Annotated in this window: 24 protein-coding genes; 6 read left to right on the top strand and 18 right to left on the bottom strand. The window is 47.2% G+C overall.

Going from position 1 to position 21759, the window contains the following annotated elements; genetic code table 11:
- The first annotated feature begins 73 nt into the window (after positions 1–73).
- Together G358_RS34115 and G358_RS34120 are read left to right on the top strand one after the other, a co-directional pair.
- Positions 74–247, top strand: a complete 174-nt coding sequence (locus tag G358_RS34115) for a hypothetical protein (RefSeq protein ID WP_019639735.1) — start codon at positions 74–76, stop codon at positions 245–247.
- An 18-nt stretch (positions 248–265) separates the two neighbouring features.
- A complete protein-coding gene (locus G358_RS34120) occupies positions 266–601 on the top strand; it encodes a GNAT family N-acetyltransferase (RefSeq protein ID WP_240480102.1) in 336 nt (111 codons plus the stop codon).
- 103 nt (positions 602–704) lie between these two features.
- Here the strand turns inward: G358_RS34120 and G358_RS0123635 are convergent, their stop codons facing one another.
- The 5 genes from G358_RS0123635 to G358_RS0123655 form a co-directional block, all read right to left on the bottom strand.
- Positions 705–2210, bottom strand: a complete 1506-nt coding sequence (locus G358_RS0123635; protein ID WP_019639736.1) for a protein adenylyltransferase SelO — start codon at positions 2208–2210, stop codon at positions 705–707.
- Between the two features lie 217 nt (positions 2211–2427).
- Complete coding sequence (locus G358_RS0123640; RefSeq protein ID WP_019639737.1) at positions 2428–2787, bottom strand: YxeA family protein; 360 nt, start codon at positions 2785–2787, stop codon at positions 2428–2430.
- A gap of 24 nt (positions 2788–2811) precedes the next feature.
- Complete coding sequence (locus tag G358_RS0123645; protein ID WP_019639738.1) at positions 2812–3537, bottom strand: ABC transporter permease; 726 nt, start codon at positions 3535–3537, stop codon at positions 2812–2814.
- An 11-nt stretch (positions 3538–3548) separates the two neighbouring features.
- On the bottom strand, positions 3549–4301 hold the full coding sequence (locus G358_RS0123650) for an ABC transporter permease (protein ID WP_019639739.1): 753 nt from the start codon (positions 4299–4301) through the stop codon (positions 3549–3551).
- Positions 4301–5218 (bottom strand): ABC transporter ATP-binding protein, encoded by a 918-nt coding sequence (locus G358_RS0123655; protein ID WP_019639740.1) that lies wholly within the window; start codon positions 5216–5218, stop codon positions 4301–4303. The genes G358_RS0123650 and G358_RS0123655 overlap by 1 nt, the downstream gene beginning before the upstream one ends.
- A 174-nt stretch (positions 5219–5392) precedes the next feature.
- Here G358_RS0123655 and G358_RS0123660 point away from each other — a divergent pair, with 174 nt between their 5' ends.
- From G358_RS0123660 to G358_RS0123670, 3 genes are all read left to right on the top strand, one after another.
- On the top strand, positions 5393–6100 hold the full coding sequence (locus tag G358_RS0123660; RefSeq protein ID WP_019639741.1) for a response regulator transcription factor: 708 nt from the start codon (positions 5393–5395) through the stop codon (positions 6098–6100).
- A gap of 4 nt (positions 6101–6104) precedes the next feature.
- Positions 6105–7484: a sensor histidine kinase gene (locus G358_RS0123665; protein WP_019639742.1), complete on the top strand. Its 1380-nt coding sequence runs from the start codon at positions 6105–6107 to the stop codon at positions 7482–7484.
- Between the two features lie 183 nt (positions 7485–7667).
- Positions 7668–8540 (top strand): AraC family transcriptional regulator, encoded by an 873-nt coding sequence (locus tag G358_RS0123670; protein WP_019639743.1) that lies wholly within the window; start codon positions 7668–7670, stop codon positions 8538–8540.
- 890 nt (positions 8541–9430) lie between these two features.
- Here the strand turns inward: G358_RS0123670 and G358_RS33540 are convergent.
- The 7 genes from G358_RS33540 to G358_RS0123705 form a co-directional block, all read right to left on the bottom strand.
- Positions 9431–9607: a hypothetical protein gene (locus tag G358_RS33540; protein WP_019639744.1), complete on the bottom strand. Its 177-nt coding sequence runs from the start codon at positions 9605–9607 to the stop codon at positions 9431–9433.
- Between the two features lie 166 nt (positions 9608–9773).
- On the bottom strand, positions 9774–9917 hold the full coding sequence (locus tag G358_RS33210) for a hypothetical protein (protein ID WP_019639745.1): 144 nt from the start codon (positions 9915–9917) through the stop codon (positions 9774–9776).
- Positions 9918–10010: 93 nt separating this feature from the next.
- Positions 10011–11039, bottom strand: a complete 1029-nt coding sequence (splB, locus tag G358_RS0123685) for a spore photoproduct lyase (protein ID WP_019639746.1) — start codon at positions 11037–11039, stop codon at positions 10011–10013.
- Positions 11036–11299, bottom strand: coding sequence for a transcriptional regulator SplA domain-containing protein (locus G358_RS0123690; RefSeq protein WP_019639747.1), 264 nt, complete (start codon positions 11297–11299; stop codon positions 11036–11038). Before G358_RS0123690 ends, splB begins: the two co-directional genes overlap by 4 nt.
- A 135-nt stretch (positions 11300–11434) precedes the next feature.
- Positions 11435–11749 carry a hypothetical protein gene (locus G358_RS0123695; protein WP_019639748.1) on the bottom strand — a complete coding sequence of 105 codons (315 nt, stop codon included), beginning with the start codon at positions 11747–11749 and terminating at the stop codon, positions 11435–11437.
- A gap of 110 nt (positions 11750–11859) precedes the next feature.
- Positions 11860–12063: a cold-shock protein gene (locus tag G358_RS0123700; protein ID WP_019639749.1), complete on the bottom strand. Its 204-nt coding sequence runs from the start codon at positions 12061–12063 to the stop codon at positions 11860–11862.
- 325 nt (positions 12064–12388) lie between these two features.
- Positions 12389–13222, bottom strand: a complete 834-nt coding sequence (locus tag G358_RS0123705; RefSeq protein WP_019639750.1) for a lytic polysaccharide monooxygenase — start codon at positions 13220–13222, stop codon at positions 12389–12391.
- 531 nt (positions 13223–13753) lie between these two features.
- On the opposite strand from G358_RS0123705, the gene G358_RS0123710 reads away from it, so the two are divergent.
- A complete protein-coding gene (locus tag G358_RS0123710) occupies positions 13754–14437 on the top strand; it encodes a hypothetical protein (RefSeq protein ID WP_019639751.1) in 684 nt (227 codons plus the stop codon).
- Between the two features lie 148 nt (positions 14438–14585).
- Here G358_RS0123710 and G358_RS0123715 read toward each other — a convergent pair whose 3' ends face one another.
- The 6 genes from G358_RS0123715 to G358_RS0123740 form a co-directional block, all read right to left on the bottom strand.
- Positions 14586–15158 carry an HAD family hydrolase gene (locus G358_RS0123715; RefSeq protein WP_019639752.1) on the bottom strand — a complete coding sequence of 191 codons (573 nt, stop codon included), beginning with the start codon at positions 15156–15158 and terminating at the stop codon, positions 14586–14588.
- A gap of 36 nt (positions 15159–15194) precedes the next feature.
- Positions 15195–16217: an ABC transporter ATP-binding protein gene (locus G358_RS0123720; RefSeq protein ID WP_019639753.1), complete on the bottom strand. Its 1023-nt coding sequence runs from the start codon at positions 16215–16217 to the stop codon at positions 15195–15197.
- A complete protein-coding gene (locus G358_RS0123725; protein ID WP_019639754.1) occupies positions 16210–17385 on the bottom strand; it encodes an ABC transporter ATP-binding protein in 1176 nt (391 codons plus the stop codon). The genes G358_RS0123720 and G358_RS0123725 overlap by 8 nt, the downstream gene beginning before the upstream one ends.
- Positions 17352–18572, bottom strand: a complete 1221-nt coding sequence (locus tag G358_RS0123730; protein WP_019639755.1) for an ABC transporter permease — start codon at positions 18570–18572, stop codon at positions 17352–17354. The genes G358_RS0123725 and G358_RS0123730 overlap by 34 nt, the downstream gene beginning before the upstream one ends.
- 6 nt (positions 18573–18578) lie before the next feature.
- A complete protein-coding gene (locus tag G358_RS0123735; protein ID WP_026342435.1) occupies positions 18579–19577 on the bottom strand; it encodes an ABC transporter permease in 999 nt (332 codons plus the stop codon).
- Between the two features lie 196 nt (positions 19578–19773).
- Positions 19774–21756, bottom strand: a complete 1983-nt coding sequence (locus G358_RS0123740) for an ABC transporter substrate-binding protein (RefSeq protein WP_019639757.1) — start codon at positions 21754–21756, stop codon at positions 19774–19776.
- Positions 21757–21759 lie beyond the last annotated feature (3 nt).

A 21759-nucleotide genomic window follows, 5' to 3' on the forward strand; every position in this document is an offset into this window, starting at 1 on the left:
AGTCTTTTGACTCAAACGACAAAAAAATTTGCCAAAAGGATATTATCGCTGATATTAAATAAGGGGGAAGAAAATGTATAGAGCGGCGATTGACGAAGAAAATTATCTGGCAGTTTTAGAACCAAGACACGCAACAGAATTATATCAATTAATTGATGGCAGTCGTGAAAATATAAGCAGATGGCTTGCTTTTCCCAAGATGACTAATAGAGTTGAGGATACGCTAAAGTTTATAGAAAATCTTTGAGGAGATTATCCGAAAATAATGGATACTGGGCTGGCATTTGGCATAAAGAAAAAATGGCAGGCTCTATCGGATTCTTATATATGGATTGGAATGCAAGAAAATCCGAGATTGGATATTGAATACATAGGGATGGGCTTAGCTACAAAAGCAACCAAACTATTAATTAACCATTCGTTTGAAGAACTAGGCCTAAGAAAAGTTGAAATAAACGTTGCAAGAGAAAACTTAAAAAGCAAAGCGATACCTGAACGATTAGGTTTCACGGCAGAAGGAACCATTCGAAATTATGAATATTTGAACGGAGAATATCACGATAGGATTATTTATGGCTTGCTCCAGGACGAATGGAAATAAAAAGGATTAGTTAATTGGTCGATATTATTATAAAGGGAACTCTTTTTTAGGAGTTCCCTTTATTACACAGATCCAGCCCTGTATGCTTACCCGCCCACTTCGGTCACGTTCCACAGTATGTTCGATAAGGCAACAGCGATGGCTCAGGAAGCATACAGTATTCCTCCTGTTCTGCAGTATGCTCATAAGGATTCGCGAGAACGCTGAGCAGCCGCTCCAGCACGCTGTAGTCCCCGTCCTTCTCTGCAGCTTCGAGAGCTTCCTCCACCCGATGATTGCGGGGGATGACCGCAGGGTTGCTGTCCCGCATCAACTGCTGCGAAGCTTCCTTGCTCTCCTCCTGCCTGTCTAATCTCGACTGCCAGCGCTGTAGCCACGGGTCAAATTCCGCATCCTCAAACAGCGCTGTATTTTGCCAATTGCCGAAGGTTAAAGCTTTAAACGTATTCGTATAATCCGCACGGTGTTTGTGCATTAGCTTCAGCAGCTCTTTAACTAGCTCCTCATCCTCCGGTTCCGGTTCTGCCTCCCCTTCTACGTTAAACAGCCCCAGCTTCGCCTTCATTCCGGCCAGCCAATGTTCATGAAACTGCTCGGTAAATCCGCCGATCGCTTCTTCCGCAAGCTTTACTGCCTGCTCCTTATCCTCATGCAGCAGCGGCAGCAGAGACTCCGCTAATCTAGCGAGGTTCCATGCGCCGATATAAGGCTGGTTGCCGTACGCATAACGCCCTTCCCGGTCAATGGAGCTGAATACGGTCGCCGGATCATAAGCGTCCATAAACGCACACGGCCCATAGTCGATCGTCTCTCCGCTCAGCGTCATATTGTCAGTGTTCATCACGCCGTGGATAAAACCGGCCAGCTGCCACTTCGCGATGAGCTTGGACTGGCGGCCGATCACTTCCTGAAGCAAAATTAAATATCGATTTTCGCCATTCGCTGCATTTTCCACCGCCTCGGGGTAATGTCTTTCCAGCGTGTAATCCGCCAAAGCACGAAGCTCATCCAGTTCTCCTCGCCCTGCGGCATACTGAAAGGTACCGACACGGATATGACTAGCCGAAATACGAGTCAATATCGCGCCGGTCTGCTCCGACTCGCGCATAATCGGCTGCCCCGTCGTCACCACTGCAAGGCTCCGCGTCGTCGGGATGCCAAGCGCGTGCATCGCTTCGCTGATAATGTACTCGCGCAGCATTGGCCCAAGCACCGCGCGGCCATCGCCTCCGCGAGAGTACGGCGTCCGGCCTGACCCTTTCAGCTGGATATCGACCCGTTCACCTTGAGGTGTTATCTGCTCCCCAAGCAGTATGGCCCGTCCGTCACCCAGCATGGTGAAATAGCCGAACTGATGCCCCGCATACGCTTGAGCCAGAGGCAGGGCCCCTCCGGGAATCTCGTTGCCAGCGAACACGGCTGCGCCCTCACTCCCTTGCAGCGCTTCAGCATTTAGCCCGAGGGATTCCGCAAGCAATGCATTGAACACGACCAGCTTCGGTTCGCGCACAGGCGTTGGATTTTGCAAAGTATAAAATATGTCAGACAGCTCGGCATAACTATTATCAAAGTTCCATCCTGCATCTACGGTTGTTTTTTTGTCAGTCATCGTTTCTCCTAGTTTAAAACATTGTATTTTAGCCTGACCGGGTAATCATGATTACCCCCTTATTATGCACCTTAATACCTTAATGTATTTTCACTTTCCACATATTGATTATATCTTACTGCAAAAAGTCCCAAAAGAATATGGTTTTTGATCAGATACGGCTTTAAGCCGAATTCCAGGATGTGTTAGAATTTCGGCTCAAAATTTCTTGAGGTATTTATTTTGCATGATTAGAAAATATTCCCTTTACCGCGGCAGGTAAATCCTCATACTGTATTTCCTGCCAGTAAGTGACACCACGAAAGTTAGTCGTATATAGTTCAAGATAGGCTCCCTCACGCAACTTTTTGCTAGCGGAAAAACTTAAGTCTTTTTTGCTTCCTTTTTTATTATAGGAGTCCAGGTTATAAAAATAACGGTTGTTTCCCATCTTCATATGATTGTTTTGAACCATAGTATAATAGATCTTTTTTCCTGATGGATTTTCGGGAGTCAGTTTAGCTGGACTAAACAAGAAAAAAGTAAAAGCTGAAATCATGATTATTATTAAACCGACTATTATGAATAGTCTCTTCATTTTATCACCTCGCACAGATCCGCTTTAGACTGCATCTGTTTTTTTCAACCTATGAATTGAAAGGAAAGAACCAGCAGTAATAAATATAATATTCATTACAAGGAACAGAATGAGTTCAGAATCATTTAAATTGTCCTGGCTAAGAACACCCATGCCAATAGTTAATAAAGAATAGGGAAAGAATAACCCCAGCTTCGCAATGTACATACCTAAGCCGATAAATACGGCACATAAACCGATTCCTATAGGAGCGGCAAAGCTGCGAATACGAATAGATATTCCAAGCTGGATAGTTGCTATGCTGATAGAAGCGAGCCAACCGCGAACGAGCCAACCGAGAGTTTCTGATGGGAAAGCAGTGGATAAACCCAGCAATTTTCCCGCGCTAAAATAAAGGGCTGCAAAAAATATTTGGACAATGAGAATTAAAATGCTGATTACCCAAAGTTTTGCTATAAATATGCTTGTGATGGATACGGGCGCAGTGAGTACCATATTCCAGTTACGGTTTAGATGCTCGAGCCTGCAGAAATAAGCACAAATTATCGCAATAAGGATCGGCAAAAAGAATTCTCCGTAAAATAAACTGACTTGCGTCCATAGGCTATACCATTCATTCTGAAGAACGGTTCGATTAAAGTAATAATTTGCGCATCCGATCAACAAGCTGATCATTGGTAAAATCAATATAATAATCCCGATTCGTGAATGGCGGAGTTTAATCCATTCTGCTGAGATACTTCGAATCATATTAAACCCTCCTATATTTCCTTGCTTGAAATACGCCAGCTGCCGGCTGCATAAAGGATAGCGGTTAGAATTAACGCAATAATAAGCATGAATGGATCAAGCGGTCTTGATATATAGGTTGCTGCATTTTCAGTGAAAAGATAAGTGGCCGGGCTTAGGCCGGTGTAATAAGACCAAATGAAAAATTGACGGATGATTGCAGGGAACAAATCTGCAGTCATGCCTATAAAACCGCCAACCATCCCGAGACAGAGGGCGAATGCCTGATTTTTCAAACTTAATGAGACCCACTGTTGAAGAGCAACAATCGTCGTACTAGTGATCATCGTTCCTAAAATGTATTGACCCAATAAAATGATGGGAGCTGGTGATATAAAATCGTTGGTGAGTCCGAATAAAGCGATTAAAGCAGTTTGTAAAATGACATAGAATAACAGCAATAAAAGGACACATACATATTTAGCTAAATAAATTTGTTTTCGATTTATATTTGTTGTCACAATCATTTTCCACGTATTCCCTTTATGTTCCATGTCGCATACTCGGGAAACGATAATGGCGGAAATGATTGGTAAGAATAGCCCATTCATAGATGCAATGACAGCTATAACTGCTTCCCATTGAGGATGGGCAACATTGTTCTTACTCATAGACATACTTAAGGACAGAAAGGCCCAGACCATTTGGGCTAGTAAGAATAAGATGATCATTAGAAATATCCGTTTGCGCCGCAGTTTGAAGAATTCCAAGGATAAAGCGATCATTAAAGACTTCGCTCCTTCCCCGTTAATTCAAGAAAGATGTCTTCTAAGCTCATTTTGTTTTCTTCGATACGAATTACCTCAATGCCATGATCCACAAGCAATTTGTTGATATGAGCAACTTGAGAATCGCTCATGTAATTAAAGAAGAAGCGATCTTTTTTAGGTTCAGCCATGAAGCCATAGGGAAACAATGTTTTTATGGCCAAGCCATTATCCATTGTTTTGATAGAGATAGATGCCCTGCTTCGTGCTTTTAACAGACTCATATCCCCTTGAAAAAGTAATTTCCCGTCACTAATAATTCCTACAGAGGTAGCGATTTGTTCAATTTCCGATAATAAGTGGCTAGAGAGTAAGACGGTCATTCCGTAGCGTTGCGGCAAAGATTTGATTAATTCTCGTATTTCCCCGATACCTGCCGGATCGAGTCCATTCGTTGGTTCGTCTAGAATTAATAGCTTTGGAAAGGATAATATGGCCATTGCGATTCCTAGACGCTGCTTCATTCCAAGCGAATACTGTTCTACCTTTTTATTTTTCTGGTTTTCGAGCCGTACAATCCGCAGAGCTTCTTCTACATTTTTGTTTGGAACTTGGCGCAAGCGCTGCATAATGCGCATATTCTCGATCCCTGTCAGGTGGCCATAATAAGATGGTGATTCAATCAAGGAGCCTATTTGCTTTAAAATGGATTGGCGGTGCTTGCTCCAGTCCTTCCCAAAGATCGTGACATTGCCTTCGGAAGGTTTGACTAAGCCCAACAGCATTTTTAAAGTAGTAGATTTTCCAGCTCCATTAGGGCCTAGAAAGCCATAGATTTCTCCTTCCTTCACAACCATATTTACCTTATTGACCCGGCATATTTGGTCATAGTATTTAGATAGATTGTTCGTTGCTACAATCGCATTCTCATTCATTCCTGAGCTCCACTCCATTCAAATATTGATCTCAATAATAACTTAGTGGATATTCCTTTCCTAAAACTGAAGATTACCTTACACTAGCCTTAAATTACATCCATATGAACCAAAACAGCTTCCTAAATAAAGATAATTTATGAATTAATGCTATAATGTACCAAGGTGATGAACATGGATTTGATTAAAAACAGAAAGATCCTTATTGTTGACGACGAATACGAAATTAGAGTTATGGTTGAAGGATTTTTGCGCAAAGAAGGATTTTTTAGAATATATACAGCTTCGGATTCCCAAACTGCTTTGGCGCTATGTCGCGCAGAAAAACCGGACATTGCGATACTGGATGTGATGCTGCCAGACCTAGATGGATTTGAGCTGCTTACTCAGTTGCGGACGTTTACTCCGATGCCAGTAATATTCCTCTCGGCAAGGGGAGAAGATGAGGACAGATTGTTAGGTCTTGGTTTAGGGGCAGATGATTATGTTGTTAAGCCTTTTTTGCCTCGTGAATTGCTCTTAAGAATTACAGCCGTGCTAAAACGAGTGTATATGCCTATTCCATCAGAACAATTTCCTGTTTTTCATCTCGGAGAAATCAGCGTAGATCTAGAGAGTGCTACTGTACATAAGGATAATAGGGAATATCCGCTGACCGCGAAAGAGCATGCTCTGCTTGTGAAGCTTTATGAGAGCCGTGGCCGCATTGTGACTATTGACGCCTTATGCCAGGCAGGATGGGGCGATGACGGGACTAGTTATGAAAATACTTTAATGGTACATATTAGGCGGATAAGATCAAAGGTTGAAGCTGATCCTTCCAATCCGCAGCATTTGTTAACCGTTAGGGGATTAGGATATAAGCTAGTCTTAAAGGAGTAATAATATGGATGCTGTTAAAGTTATTTTACGGAGATTTGTAGGTTTCACCATCATATTGTCCATATTTTTGCTGATACTGAATATAGTGATGTTGAGTTTATTAATTTCAAATGAAATAAAAGGAGAGAATTCTCCAAAGGCTGTCCTACAAAACGTAGCAGCCTCCTTACATAAAGTTGATGCAGGCTATGCTCTGAACGATGAAGCCAAAGATATGCTGCTGCAAAATCAAGCATGGGCTATGTTACTGAATAAAGAAGGAGATGTGGACTGGGAATATCAATTGCCTGCAGAAATACCGCGAGCTTTTAGCGTGATTGATGTTGCCAAGTTCTCACGCAGCTATTTAATGGGATATCCTGTATTTGTTTGGGAACATAGTGATAGCCTTGTTGTGATAGGCTTCCCCAAACAGAGCTATGCCAAATATCATCCTTATTTCCTCGTTCAGTGGATTAGTTCATTACCCACACGTATAGTTTTAATGGTCGTTGGAAATATTGCTATAGTTTTATTATTGTCTATTATTATTGGCACAAGCTTTGTAAAATCTGCAAAACCGCTGATAGAAGGGATTCATGCATTAAGCAAAGAGAACCCGATCCATGTAGAAGCTAAGGGGATTTTTAGGGATCTTGCGTATAGTATTAATTCTACTTCAGATATGCTTCAAGAAAAGAATGAGTCGCTTAAAATGAGAGATGAAGCGCGTTCTAATTGGATAACTGGAATTTCACACGATATAAGAACGCCTTTATCCATGATTCTTGGTTATGCAAGCGAATTGGAAGAGAGTTCCGATATATCTGCTGAACAAAGGCGGCAAGCAGGCATAATACGCCAACAAGGGGAAAATTTACGATCTCTCATTGCTGATTTAAATCTTGTATCCAAATTAGAGTATGAGATGCAGCCATTAAACTTAGAAGTAACCCGATTGTCTGCGATAGCCCGGCAGGTCACTACAGATTTCTTGAATAACGACTTAGATGACCGATATCAGATTAATTTGAATGTAACCGGGGATCATGCAAAAATTCTGGCAGATCGAAAGCTGCTTATGCGGGCAGTCACCAATCTGGTTCAAAATAGTATCAATCATAACCCGCAGGGATGTACGATTGAGCTGGCAATTCATTATGATTCTGGTCATTTGCCCTGCCGATTTATTGTATCGGACGATGGAGTAGGTATTAGTAACCCGGACTTGAAAGACTTATTAGAACTACCCTATTCTTCCCAAAGAAAGACTCCTGTTCGCACTGGCCATGGACTAGGTTTGCCGATGGTAGCTAGAATTGTCAGCGCACATCAAGGCGAACTAAGTTTAAGCAGCCGCATTGGACAAGGTTTGGCAGTTACCATGTCCTTCCCCTCGATCTGAAAAACAATAAAGCAGCAAACAGCATTAAAACGGATAACGGGATCTCAAACAGACGTTCACATCCTTCTTGGTATAAATTTTCGAAAGCTAAAAGAACCCTGCTAACCCTGCAAAGTCCGTGCACAAAATGTCGGGAAAGCCATAACCCGTATCTGCTAACGTATGGATCAAGGAGGTCATCCCATGGATTTGCTTAAAAGTATGAATGACGCTATGAAGTACATTGAAGAGCATCTAGCCGAAGATATCGACTTTAAAGAAGTCGCAAAGCGAGCGGCCTGCTCGGAATATCATTTCAAAAGGATGTTCTCCTTCCTTGCAGGTGTTCCGTTATCTGAATACATCCGCCGCAGACGGCTTACAGCCGCAGCTTTCGAGCTTCGAGATGCCGGGGCAAAGGTGATCGATGTGGCGATGAAATACGGTTACAGCTCACCGGATGCTTTTACCCGCGCTTTTCAGAGTCTGCATGGTATCACGCCGTCTGAAGCGAGGCTTAGCGAACATTCTCTTAAGGCCTATCCGCGTATGACCTTCCAACTATCCATTCAAGGAGGAAGCGAAATGAACTACCGTATAGTAAATAAAGATGCTTTCAGCATTGTCGGCCTGATGAAACGCGTCCCGATCGTATTTGAGGGCGTTAATCCGGAAATAGCTTCGATGTGGGAAAGTCTGGATGCCAAATTAATCGGGCAGTTGAAAGCTATGTCCGATATTGAGCCAAACGGGCTGATCAGCGCCTCGGCTAACTTCTCGGAAGGCAGGATGGAGGAAAGAGGTGAACTGGATCACTACATTGGCGTTGCGACAACCCAGGCATGTCCGGATCATCTGGCACAGCTTCCAGTCTCGGCCTCGACATGGGCGGTGTTCGAAGCGGTCGGACCATTTCCAGATACGCTTCAAAATGTGTGGGGACGCATTTATTCGGAGTGGTTCCCCTCCTCAAGCTATGAGCTCGCGCCAGGTCCAGAAATGCTATGGAATGAAAGTAAAGATGTCTCATCACAGAATTATAAGAGTGAAATATGGATTCCAGTATTGAGAAAGTAACTGCCTAAATAATTGACCATGACAAAATTATTACGCATTTTTTAGAAAGAAAGCATCAAGCCAGCCGTATGCCTGCTACTCTTAGCAGATTGTGGGCTAATGCCCCTATGCCGTGATAGGAGTAGATTTTTGCGGGTAGCCGTAAAAGAACACCTTCATCACCATTTTTGGGATAGCAGGAACTGCGGCCTTCTCCCGTATATTGTGCAGACAACTGCCCGTTAGGAATTCGGTTCTATCCTCTCATCAATTACACGAGCCATATGGTGAACGAGAATATAGGTCTCTGGAAAGAATAATTTAAGTATCCATTTAAATGTTATTCAACTGATATAGATGGATTTGTAGTAGTTAATTTCTACGGTAAAGAAAGGATAGTAGATTTAAATGTATTTCATGTCGTTAGAAGATGGGAGAAGGCCATCAAAGGCTGGATTCTTGATTTCAGGTACATTAAATCCATCTAATCCCCCGAAGTATTCGTTAAGAGCATAATTAGATACATGATTTCCATTTAGTGTACGTCAGCTTAGAGTTCCCTGCTTAGTGTAATTGTACGTCAGCATTGTGTCCGACTTAGTGTTCGACTGTTTATATAAAATGAGCTAAAGAATGGGATACAGATAAGGGGGGAAAATGGATTCCGAAGAATCGGAAAGCTTTCTGAAATAAAGAGGCGCCCTCAGTCATCTATGATGACTTTTGGGGCGCCCCTTGTTCTTTGCGCCTGTGCTCCTATGCTCCTATGCTGAACCTACGAACCTATGAACCTATGAACCTATAAACCTACGGACCTATAAACCTATGAACCTATGCATCTACGTTCCTAAGCTTCTTAGCCCTTTAACTCCTATGCTCTTATGCTCTTATGCTCTTATGCTCTCAAGCACTTAAGCGATATACCCTTTATCCTTCAGAGCCTCATAAGCTGCGCTCTCCTGCTCTTCTTTGATTTGGTACTCCAGGGTTCCTTCGACGATTTTGGCGCAGCGACCGCCAAAGGGTTTGAGAGATTCTTTGATTTCCTTCAAATCGACCGTTTCTCGTAATGCATAACTAACTTTCATGCGCAATCCACCTCCTATAGAAGGGATAACAAAATAGGAGGGGCTGCGCTATGAGAAGGATCACACTAAGTTATTTTAAGTTGTTGATCGGAAAGGTTCAAGCGGATCTGCAGGAGTGAAGCCTAATATTTGCGAGTAAAAATACAGCTCCGCTTCAAGCGACTTTTTAATGTTTGCCGCAATGCGAAAACCATGCTGCCCATGGATAGTAGAAGGCCGCCACGGGAACTCCTCGCTGATTCAAGGACGCCACAATCCCTTCCGTTTGCTCCGGCGGGACGATGGGATCCTCGAGGTTGTAATCCAACACCTCTACTACTCCTACTATTTTTTCCATTTTTTGATTGACGCATAGCAAAAAGCCTTCCAAACCCATATTCCATGGTCAGAAGGCTTTACGATTCTAAGTGAAATACTCCAGCTTGGCCTTAGGAAACCATTTCTCCATGTAGCCGTAAAGATGGCTTTTTAAATCTTCTTCCTCTTCCTTCGGGTAAATGTATTTCCCGATGCCATACTTGCCCCATTTGTATCTTCGCTTCTCCTCGTCCAATTCCAGCTTGGTCATCGGATAATTTTTCTCAATCACCCGCTTGGCTGGTTTGGTAAACCGATGCTGAATGAACTCAAACGTAATGTCCTCCCGCGCATCCTTCGGCAGTTCAGCATCCAGACGCTCAAACATATGATAGTAGCCTTCCTCCCACCCCTCATGCAAATAAATGGGGGCTACGATAAATCCCAAGGGATAACCGGCTCTCGCCACCTTGCCAGCCGCCTCGATCCGCTGCGCTAACGGCGAAGTCCCCGGTTCAAAATTTTTGATGACATAATCGGCATTCACGCTGAAACGAAAACGCGTTTTGCCATTATGCTTGGCGTCGAGCAGATGGTCCACGTGGTGAAATTTCGTCACGAACCTCAGTTTTCCATATTCGGATTGACCGAAATGCTCAATGGCTCTTTTTAACGTATGCGTAAGGTGATCGATCCCTACAATATCCGAAGTACACGAGGCCTCGAACCGGGTCGGCTCGGGTGCCCGCTCCTCTATATATTTATCCGCTGCTTCCAATATGTCTTCCACGTTGACATACGTACGAATATAAGGCTTGCTCCCCATCGTCGTCTGCAAATAACAGTAGTGGCAATGCCCCATGCAGCCCGTCGCAAAAGGAATTGCATACTCGGCCGAAGGCTTGGACGTATCGAATTTCAGCGTTTTTCGAATGCCGACGACCAGCGTAGATTTCGCCACCCGGTATCTTTGAAAGTCGTTGTCTCCAGGCAGATTCCTGACTTGATTATGCGAAGTGGTGTAGCGGATCTCCAGATCCATTTTCGAAAATTTATCGTAAAGCTCTTGACCGAGCGGATATTCCAAGGCATCCGGTTCAAAATAGACCAGCTTCGGCGTAAATGGGCTAATCATTCCAGGCTCCCCTCGGACGCTAGTCCGAAATAATGCTGGTAAGCCTGTTCCGCCTCTTCCTCTGTCGCATACACCGCTATTTCATTCGACAGCGGATAATACGTTTCATAAAGAAACATGGCCAGTTCCTGTGGATTGTCCGGGTTGTTCACAACGGCCGCCTGCTGGATATGAGCTATATCCTGAGTATGCGGGTTGCGGTAAAAAACGTAGACAATATCTCCAGGTTTATAGGTACTGTTATTGTTATGTAATTCCATGGGGTCACCTTCTCTGTGATATAAATAGGTACAGTTCATCACAATTATTTCCTAAGGCGCCAAGATGTATGTTTCCTGTTTATGGAAATAAGTAAGTACAAAAAAACCACTTGCTTTATAAGTGGTTTTTTCCGGTTATTCCATCACTTCTATTTTAAATACGTTGTCCAATTTACCGTCTTTATCGAGCCTCTTCCTCAAAGGGACCTTAATGTCTTTCCCTAGTTCTTTAAAGAAAATATTTACGTCGCAGTTAACTTTAGACAAAGATACTCTTAGAACACCTTCATCACTAATATTCTGATTAGCTTCAACTGGAACCTTAGTCTCGATGGCAAATTGTTTCGTTAATGTTCTCATGTATCTTGAGAATATTTCAATCAGCTCGCCATTGTCGAAATTCTCAATAGCGGTTTGCCCTTTGTTCGTAAAAATCAACTTAACTTTCACTCAAACATTCCCCATTTCTTATGAAGTTTAAAGAAAGGTTAGAGATAAGTTCGCTCCGCCCCTAAGAAGAAAAGCTGCTCCTTTATATACAGGAGCAGCCTTGTCTTGGATTAATAAATTTTCGTTACGTTCTCGGCTTGCGGTCCGCGATTGCCTTGCGTCACGTTGAACTGAACGCGTTGACCCTCGTCCAAAGTTTTGAAGCCTTCGCCTTCGATCGCGCTGAAATGAACGAATACGTCATTTCCGTCCTCGATTTCGATAAAGCCAAAGCCTTTCTCTGCGTTAAACCATTTAACTGTACCTGTTTGCATGTGATTACCTCCAAATATTATTTAACATGATCCTTTTCCTACAAACAAAAAAATTCACACATTGAGAAAAGTTCCATCATAAAATGAGACTCTGTTCAACATGTGAATTCGTTTCAATTTCGATAAATTTAATCATAGCACAGAGAACTCAAAAAGGCAAGGCTCCCTCATCCAAGCCTAGCAAAATGAAAGAAGGTGCCCAAATTAAAATCTCTGGACACCTCCTCTGTCCGTCAGCACAATTGCTTAACTATGACTCATGCTACTATTGCTTATGCTGTTACTCATGCTACTATTGCTTATACATCACTCACTGTATAGCGTCTTACTGTGGCGGTGCATCGCCGATCAGCTTCCACGGCCCCCACTGCCCCGTAGTACCAGGCTCCTGATTTTGTGTCCACCATAGCGCTTCCCAGAACTGTCCGTTATGAATGACGATATCACCTGTATTGTAGATACGGATTGGATTCCAGACCAGGTATTCGCCGAAACGGTTAGGATCACCCGGGAAGCCTGGCGCTGGATTCGTTGGCGCTGACGGATTAATGCTCAAATTAGCATCAATTACTTGATAGAAAGCGTTCGGTGTATCCGCGATATCCCAGACAGCTACAATGACGTAATAGCCATCGCGATCATTCGGAATGAAACAATCGTGGTAGACATCATCAGGTGGGATAGCTCCATCATCAATATATCTGCAGAACAATTCCAGATCCGCCCGCTTAAGCGGTGTATTCGGGTCCCAGCCTTTTTTGGTAATATAATAATCCCAAGTATTTGTACTGTGATTAGCGACGATTTTCCAGTGGAACGTATGCTCTCCGCCTGTCAAATTTACTTTGTTCCAGCGTGTAGATGTCTGCTCATCGAGTTCCAGAAATATTCCGGCGCTAGCGATATTTCCGTCAGGGACACCGAATTCAGGAAAATCTCCCCGCCCCTCCACACTGAAAGGCTCATAGATGACTCTGCCACAGTTGACGTTTTCCCCTCTCGCGCACAAATCGGCACGACTGTCGATCACATGTCCATGTGCGGAAGCGCTATCAGCAAATATCACAGAACATGCCAGCATAACGAGCATCGTACCCACGGCTACCAGAAACATTTTTAATTTCGAATAATTACGATCCGCCATAACCTGAGCTGTCATTTCATCATCCTCCTTTTTTTGTACAGGATCAGATTGTTTAACGACCAACTCGCTTTCTTACTACTTGTAAAATCACCCACTATAGTAAATCATTGCTAGTTGGCACACTTAAATCAGGACACAGGTCACCCCTTTCTTCTTGTTTTTATGATCAAATCCTGAAGAGAAGTCTAATTTCCCAGCGCTGCGCCGCATCGTTTCATCTTGAAAAAAACACGGCCTATTCAGGAATTGATGGCAGGGAAAGGAATAAGAATCACTGGTAATTATAGTGAAATGGAGCGGAGACGGATAGGAGAATTATTTAGATGTTAAACAATGGAGTTTTGTTATATATTATATCAAAAACCTATATTTGTCAATTTTGTGAACTAAATTTTTACTTTTATTCACTCATCTAATAGTTTGGACAGGTTACCTTATTGAGTTTCAGCAGATTTAATACTAGGTTTATCATTTTCTGATATTCTACTTGCAACAATATATTTATTTGAACTGAAATAAAAGAACATCACAGGGAGGAGCAATTTTATGCTAAAACAAAGTGAATGGCGGGGGCTCGCGCTGCACCACATCCCGCAAATGCTCATCGACGAGAACGAACCCTTTCGTCCCGTGCGGGTCGGCGTGTCCATACTGACGGAGACTGGACCTTCCCCCTCGTTCAAACGGGAGCTTGAAGTGGACGGGCAGCGAATCGGCTTGGTAATAGAATATGCAGTATATTGGGATTACGATATTCAGCATCTTTACGATTTGGAGCATATGTGGATTTACCTGTCGCCGGAAGGCGATGTGGTTGACTGCGAAGCAAGCTTCCACGGACGATACTTGAAGGGAATCGCACCTGGAAAAACTAATGTCGATCCGGACGGACGCATCAGCCTGTTTGTTCAGCCCGGCAAACACGCCTACTCCCCGCTGCGCGAGCTATTTGATCTGTTACCTGACCTGCATGCGGTAACCGGACCTCTGGCCGGTAAGGACGGTGTACTGGAACCCAAAATGCTGCAAGGCACCTTCAAAACTTCGCCGGATGCCGACGAGCTCGCTGTGGAACACCTGCGCACGTTCCGCTTCGACATCACCGGAACTTATATTCCTTTAGAATGGGAGGCGGACATGCTCGTCACCTGGGATGAACTCAAGGCGGAAATTCCTGTCCGCATGAACCAGCTTCTGAACAGCTTGCGCAGGCAGCGAGCGATCCGTTAAAGCCAGCCAGCACTTTTATCTAATTAGGAGGATATAAACCTCCCAGGCAGCGGTCATTACCGCTTGGGAGGTTTACGATTGGAGTGTCTCAGTTGTGGCAGTTTCGCTGAAACGATATGATTTGTTATAAGGATTGCGAACGTAAACTCTAAGTATGGATATAGCCGTATCGTTCCTCAGCCTGGCTATTCAGCCGCTCCACCAGTTCCAGCAGCTCGAGCGGCTCGTAAATGACATAATCCGGACGCTCGCTATCGTCGGCGGGCGTGTGCGGATAGCGGGGCGTCCAAGCGATAAACACCGACGTTATGCCAAGGGCGTTGGCGCCTTTCACATCCCGGCTCAAATTGTTGCCCACCATCACAATTCGTCCATAATCCTCTTCGGACAAATCGAGCGCACCGACGGCCGCTTTGAACATGCGGCGATCCGGCTTGTATACTTTAATCGTCTCCGAATAGATCATCGTATCGAAATAGTCATAGATTCCGTTTTGCGTCAAAATATTTTTAAAAGATTGGGCCAGCCCGTCCGCCACCAGCGCCAGCGTATAGCCGTTTTCAGCGAGCGTCTTTACCATCTCCCCGGCGCCTGGAATCAGCTCAGCCCGGAGTACAAGGCCGGTCTCGTCCTTAACTTCACTTCCTTCGTCAATCAGCGTATCGCCGCAATCCAGAAACACGATTAACTTCTTTTTCGCCTTCTCCTGTTCCAGCTTCATCTTGTTCCTCTCTCCTGTCCTATCGAGTTCTATAGCTTAGCCTATTGCTGTATGTCCACTAACCCCATGCTGTACACCTTCCAGTTCAAGCTCCTCAGCGTAATGACAGGCCGCCAATCGGCCCGCCACAGTCTCGCGCAGCTCCGGCGCTTCCACACTACAGCGCTCGGTCCTGAACCTGCAGCGCGGATGAAACGGGCAGCCTGCGGGAGGACTTGCCGGATTCGGTACTTCTCCCTCCAAAAGTATGCGTTCCCGCTTGCCTGAAGGATCGGGGACCGGTACAGAGGACAGCAGCGATTCCGTATAGGGATGCAGCGGCCGTGCGAACAATTCCCCCTTGGGCGCCAGTTCCACGATCCGGCCCAAATACATGACCGCCACACGGTCCGACAAATGCTCAACGACAGATAAATCATGAGAAATGAAAATATACGTCATTTGCAATTGCTCTTGCAAATCTTTTAGCAAATTAATGATTTGAGCCTGAATGGAGACATCCAGCGCCGATACCGCTTCATCGCAAATAACCAGCTTTGGCTCTGTAACGAGCGCGCGGGCGATGCCGATTCGCTGCCGCTGTCCTCCGGAGAACGCATGCGGATACCGGCGCAAATACTGCGGATTTAGGCCCGTCTTTTCGGCGATCGTCCTCACCCGCTCCTCCAGTTCCCGCCTTGTCAGCTTAAAGTTGGCCCGCAGCGGTTCGCCGATAATGTCAAAGACGGTCATTCGGGGATTCAGCGAGGAATAAGGGTCCTGGAATATGAGCTGGATGTCCTTGCGCAGCCGCCGGAACGAAGCTCGATCCGCGGTGAGAAAATCGGCGGCAGCACCGTCCTCCGGCGTATACAATACCCGGCCGGAGCTGGCCTCAAGCCCCCGGGCAATGCAGCGCCCGAGTGTCGTTTTGCCGCAGCCGGATTCGCCGACAATGCTGAATACTTCGCCGCGCATCACTTCAAACGACACATCTGCCACCGCGCGGATAGGCGAGGTTTTGTGCTCACCAGCATATTGCTTCGTCAAATTCTCCACTTTCAGTAGCACGTCAGCCATCAATGACCTCCTCCTCCTTATCCTGTTTGTTCAAACCCTCGATACGGTGCTCCGCGCTCATCTCCCGCGGTTCGTCACCGCCGTACAGAAAGCAGCGAACCTGATGGCTGTTCGTTAGACTTGTTTCCGGCACGTCCCGCCGATTGCAAAGGCCCTCGATGCGCTCGGGACAACGGTCGTAAAATCCGCACATCGGCGGCAGACCAAGCGGCATAGGCACCGTGCCTTGAATCGAGGCTAGCCGCCCTTGCGTACTGCCGATTCGCGGGATGGAATGCAGCAGCCCCTTCGTATACGGATGCTTCGGTGCGCGGAACAGTTCATGCACCGTGGCCCGTTCCACGATCCGGCCTAGGTACATCACAGCGACCTCATCGGCTGTTTCAGCGACAACGCCAAGATCATGCGTGATGAACAGAATCGCCATGCCGATCTCCTGCTGCAGGTGCTTCATGAGCTCCAGCACCTGCGCCTGGATCGTAACGTCCAGCGCCGTCGTCGGCTCATCAGCAATGAGCAGCGACGGTTGGCAGGACAGTGCCATGGCGATGACGACGCGCTGCCGCATGCCGCCCGAAAATTCATGCGGGTACTGGTTCAGGCGCCGCTTGGCATGGCCGATCCCGACGCGCTCCATCATATCAAGCGCAATTTGCCGCGCTTCGCGGCGATTGCGGGTGCGATGAAGGAGCACGTTCTCCATGATCTGATCCCCGACCGTATGCAGCGGCGATAGCGCCGTCATCGGCTCCTGAAAGATCATGGATACCCGGCCGCCGCGCACTGCCCGCATCTCCCGACCGGACGGCCGAAGCTGCAGCAGATCGACCCTGCCGGGGTCGAGGGCGCGGCCAGCACCGTCTCCCTTGCTCCCGGGAGACAGCCAAATTTCGCCCTCCACCTCGGCATGCTTCGGCTGCAGCGCTAACAATGCCCGGCCAGTAACGCTCTTCCCGCAGCCGGATTCACCTACAAGCGCCAGCGTCCGCCCCCGGCCTATAGTCAAATCGACGCCATTCACCGCCTGCAAGAGGCCGGCCTCCGTCCGGAAGCCGACGCGCAGCCCCTTCACCTCCAGCACCAGCGTCTCCTGCACCGGCGGTTCCGGCCGGCTCACTAAATCAGCCTGGCCTGCTACATCGACAGCGGCTTGCTGCGTCTTGTCCATTTGCGTTTCCCCTTTCTGCCCGCCGTTTTCAAGCTGTTTTCATGACTGTAAGGATCCGCCGCATCGCGCAGCCCGTCCCCGAAAAAGTTAAAGGCCAATACCGTCACGATCACGAAAACCAATGGAATCAGCTTCCAAGGATAGAGGGCCACATTTTCGATCTGCTGCGCCTCCTGCATCAATACGCCCCAGCTTGTCGCGGGGGAGCGAATGCCAAGACCGAGGAAGCTCATCGCTGTTTCACCGATAATCATCCCGGGAATAGCCAGCGTTGCCGCAACGACCAAATAACTAATAAAACCGGGCACCAAATGAACGAAAATGATTTTCATATCACTCACTCCCGCGATTTTGGCCGCCGTGACGTAATCCTCGGACCGGAGCGCAATGAACTTGCTGCGCACGACCCGGGCAAGGCCGGTCCACTCGATGAAAGCCATAATAATCGTTATATAAAAGAACATCTCAATGACCCCGACCCGCGGCGGAATCGCCGCAGCCAGCGCCATCCAGAGCGGGAGCGTTGGGAAAGAGCGGACGATATCGATGAAGCGCTGGATGACCGCGTCCACTCTGCCGCCCGCATACCCCGATATGCCGCCGATCAGGAGGCCTAATACAAAACTGATCGATACGCCGACAAGCGGTACCGTCAGCGAAACCTGGCTTCCCAGCACCACCCGGGAGAACAGGTCGCGGCCCATGCCGTCCGTCCCGAACAGGAACAGCCTTCCCGGCTCGTCTACGCCGAACAAATGCACATCGGTGTCGAACAAACCGAAAACGGAATAGCTTTCGCCCCGCGCGAACAGCTTGATCGGATATATTTGCGAAGCATCCTCGACAAATCGTTTGCGGAGCGTCTCGGGATCGCGCTCTGATTTTAAGCCGTAAACGAACGGCTGAAGATGAAACTTACCTTCCGCATCTATAAAGCGCACCTTGGACGGCGCGCTGTTCATATATTCGCTGCTGTAGCTTTCCAGTCCTTGCGGAGCGATAAAGCGGCCAAGCAAGGCAACGAGGTACAGTACCGCCAAAATAATCAGGCTGACCCGGGCCAGCTTGTGCCGTTTCAGCTCGCGGCACATGAGGCGCCAGTGCGATACAGCCTGATCTGGGTTCGGCCCCTGCTTGCCTCGCGCCCGGATAAACCGCCGCATAATCGCCTTCGTCTGTGATACCATAATGCCCTAAGCTCCCTTCCGCTCAAGCCGGATGCGCGGATCCAGCCAAGCGAGTAAAATATCGGAAATCAACGTACCAAGCAGCGTGAATACCGCCATAAGCAGCAGCCAGCTTCCAGCGAGGTACATGTCCTGGCTAAGCAGCGCCTTATGCATGACCGGCCCCTGTGTCGGAAGGTTCAGAACGATGGCCGTAATCGTTGACCCGGTAAAAATAGTCGTGAGCGACCAGCCAATCGTACTGATGATCGGATTAATCGCCGCACGCATGGAATATTTGATCAAAATGCGCCACTCCGGCAGCCCCTTGGCACGAGCGGTCAAAATATGCGGCTTCGTCATCTCGTCGAGCATTTGCCCGCGCATGACCCGAATCAGCTCGCAAGTATTGGACGTTCCAATGACGATGACCGGAATGACCATATGCTTTAATAAGTCGATCCATTTGGCGGATGTCCACGGAGCATCCGCGAATTCAGGCGAAAACAGGCCCAGCATCGGATCGCCCCACCATTTGAAGGACAGAAACATCAAAATGATTGCAAACAAAAAGTTTGGCGTGGCCATGCCAAGAAACCCTATTCCGGTCGACAAGTAATCGAAGAAGGAATATTGCTTCACCGCACTAAGCACGCCGATCGGAATGGCGATAATGTAAGTGAACAGCATCGTAACGATCGAAACCATCAGTGTAACGCCCATGTACTGCCCGATGATGTCCGCCACCGGGCGATTATAGCTAAGCGAATAACCAAAATCGCCTTCAGTCACAATTCCCCAAATCCATGTAAAGTACTGAGTATACCATGGTCTGTTCAGTCCGTAAGCCTCCCGCAGCTGGGCGAGCGCCTGCTCATCCATAATTTCGCCGCTGGTGGACATTTTGGCAGCATAACCGCTTATGAAGTCCCCTGGCGGCAGCTGAATAATGAAGAACACGATCATGGAAACGACGAACACGACCGGAATCATCAGCAGTGTTCGGCGTGATATATATCGAACCATCAACCGGCAGCTCCTTTCGAAATTCACAAGCATGGCCGGAGTGAAGTCATTTTCCAGGCAAGCAATCTTATCCGTATCTACAACCAAATTATTCAACCAAATCAAATGCCTGCCTGGGCTCCCCTCCGGCTAGTTGTATTTCTTGTTCACACCCACAAGCTATTCCTGATGATCGTCTCCCTGCAGCAGGAAGCCCCTATTCCAGGAAAAATTGCGCCGGGTGCGCATGCCCGATTCCGCGGAACTCATCGGAAGAAACGAGGGTAGGCACGTTCTTCAAATTATTTTTCGCTACGATGAGCACCGGTGTAGGTCCCGTATAACCGATCACCCACTGATTTTTCTGGTGCAGCTTAATGATTTCGTCCGTCCACTGTTGAACCTCATCCTTCGTCTTGGACGCTTTGACCTTGTCCCAATATTCCAAAATTGAGGCTATATCGCCTTCCGGCTTCACTCCTTCTTTGCCTTGCGAGGACGTATGAAGGCCATAATGACCAAACCAAGGCGTAATGACGCGCAGCGGCACAAGCTCATCCGGACGGAACGCCACGTTTACGACGTTGACGGATTTGACCGAAACCGGGATTTTATTGGCGTATTTCAAGTCGAAATAGCTGCCCTGATCGACGATTTTCACATCCGTCTTCAGACCGATGGATTCGTAATATTTGCGGATCAGCTCGATAAATTTCTCATTGTCCGTCGTGTCCTCCTGATATATAGTCAGCGTCAAGCTGGAACCATCCGCAAACGTCCGGAACTTCTTGGCCGCATCCCATTTAAGGCCGATCTCATCCAGCAGCTGCGCCGCGCGGTTCGTATCATACTCTGTCCACTGCTGCGCCCAGCCTGCCTGCTGATTAGGCAATCCCGCCGGAACGGCTGCCTGGCTAGGTTCGCCTAAACCATTCGTAATAATTTCCGAGATTTCCTTGCGGTCGACCGCAACCGACAGCGCCTCGCGGAATCGGATGTCCTGGAACAGCTCGCGCAGCTTCGGGTCCTCAGTCGTTTGATTCAGCTGCACGCCCGTACTGGACCAGCTTGGCGTCGTCCAAGGAATAACGCGATATCCGCCTTTTTTCTCGTTTTCTTTTAATACCGTAAAGTCGGTAAAATCAAACGTAGTGATCTCCACTTTGCCAGCCAGCGTTTCCAGCAGCTTATGGCTCTTGTCCTGCATTTTAGTCAGAACGATCCGATCAAGGTAAGGCAGTTGATTGCCTTCTCCATCCGTTTTGAAATAATAAGGGTTGCGCTCCATAATGAAGCGGTCGCTGTTCATATCGTTCTTAGCCACCCAAGGGCGCAGCGTAGGACGCTGCGGATACAGCCAGTAATAGTACCCCGTCCAGACGCCAAAGTTATTCAAATCCTCAAAGCCGTATTCCTTGGCCTTTTCCAGCGCCTGCTCCTCGCCTACAAATTCAGCCAGTATCGTTTTATAGTAATGAGCCGGAGCAAAAAACCACTTGTTATCGATCGCAAGGCGCTCCAGAAACATCACATTGGAATGCTTGAACGTCACTTTGACGGTGTAGTCATCCACTTTGGCTACATCAGCGCGCGCCTTTTCGCCGCTTACCGGGTCAACGGAATAATAGCAATCATAAAGCGCTTTGCCGAAAGTCTCAGGAATCAGCATATGCTCCCAATAGAAGACCACATCGTCAGCTGTAAATGGCATGCCGTCCGACCATTTCATGCCTTTGCGCAAGTAAATGGTATATTCCGTAGCGTCCTCGTTAACATCATAGCCCTTGGCGACGTTGGGCTCGACGGCGCTGCCTTCCTGATTGAAGCGGAACATCGCTTCTTCGGTTGGCATGCCAATCGCCCACTTGTCATCTGGCCCGTTCCACGGAAAGTTCCACTCTCCGCCGAATTTGCCGATCTGTTCAAAGACCGGTTCCACCATAATGTCCTCTTTATTCGGCAGCCGTTCTTCCACCGGCTTAAGTGTTCCTGTCTTTACAAGCTCTGCCAGCATCGGCGCTTCCTTGAAACCAGACGCGCTGACTACAGCTTGTTCGTCATTTGACGCAAGGGCACTTTGTGCCTCGCCCTCTTTCGTTACCTCATTGCGATTTGCCTCCCCGCTCCCGCCAAAACAGCCAGTTACCAAAGATGCGGTGAACAGAAGCAGCATGAATATGATAGTCATCTTTTGCCGCAAAGA

Source organism: Paenibacillus fonticola DSM 21315 (genome assembly GCF_000381905.1).
Classification (GTDB): Bacteria; Bacillota; Bacilli; order Paenibacillales; family Paenibacillaceae; genus Fontibacillus; species Fontibacillus fonticola.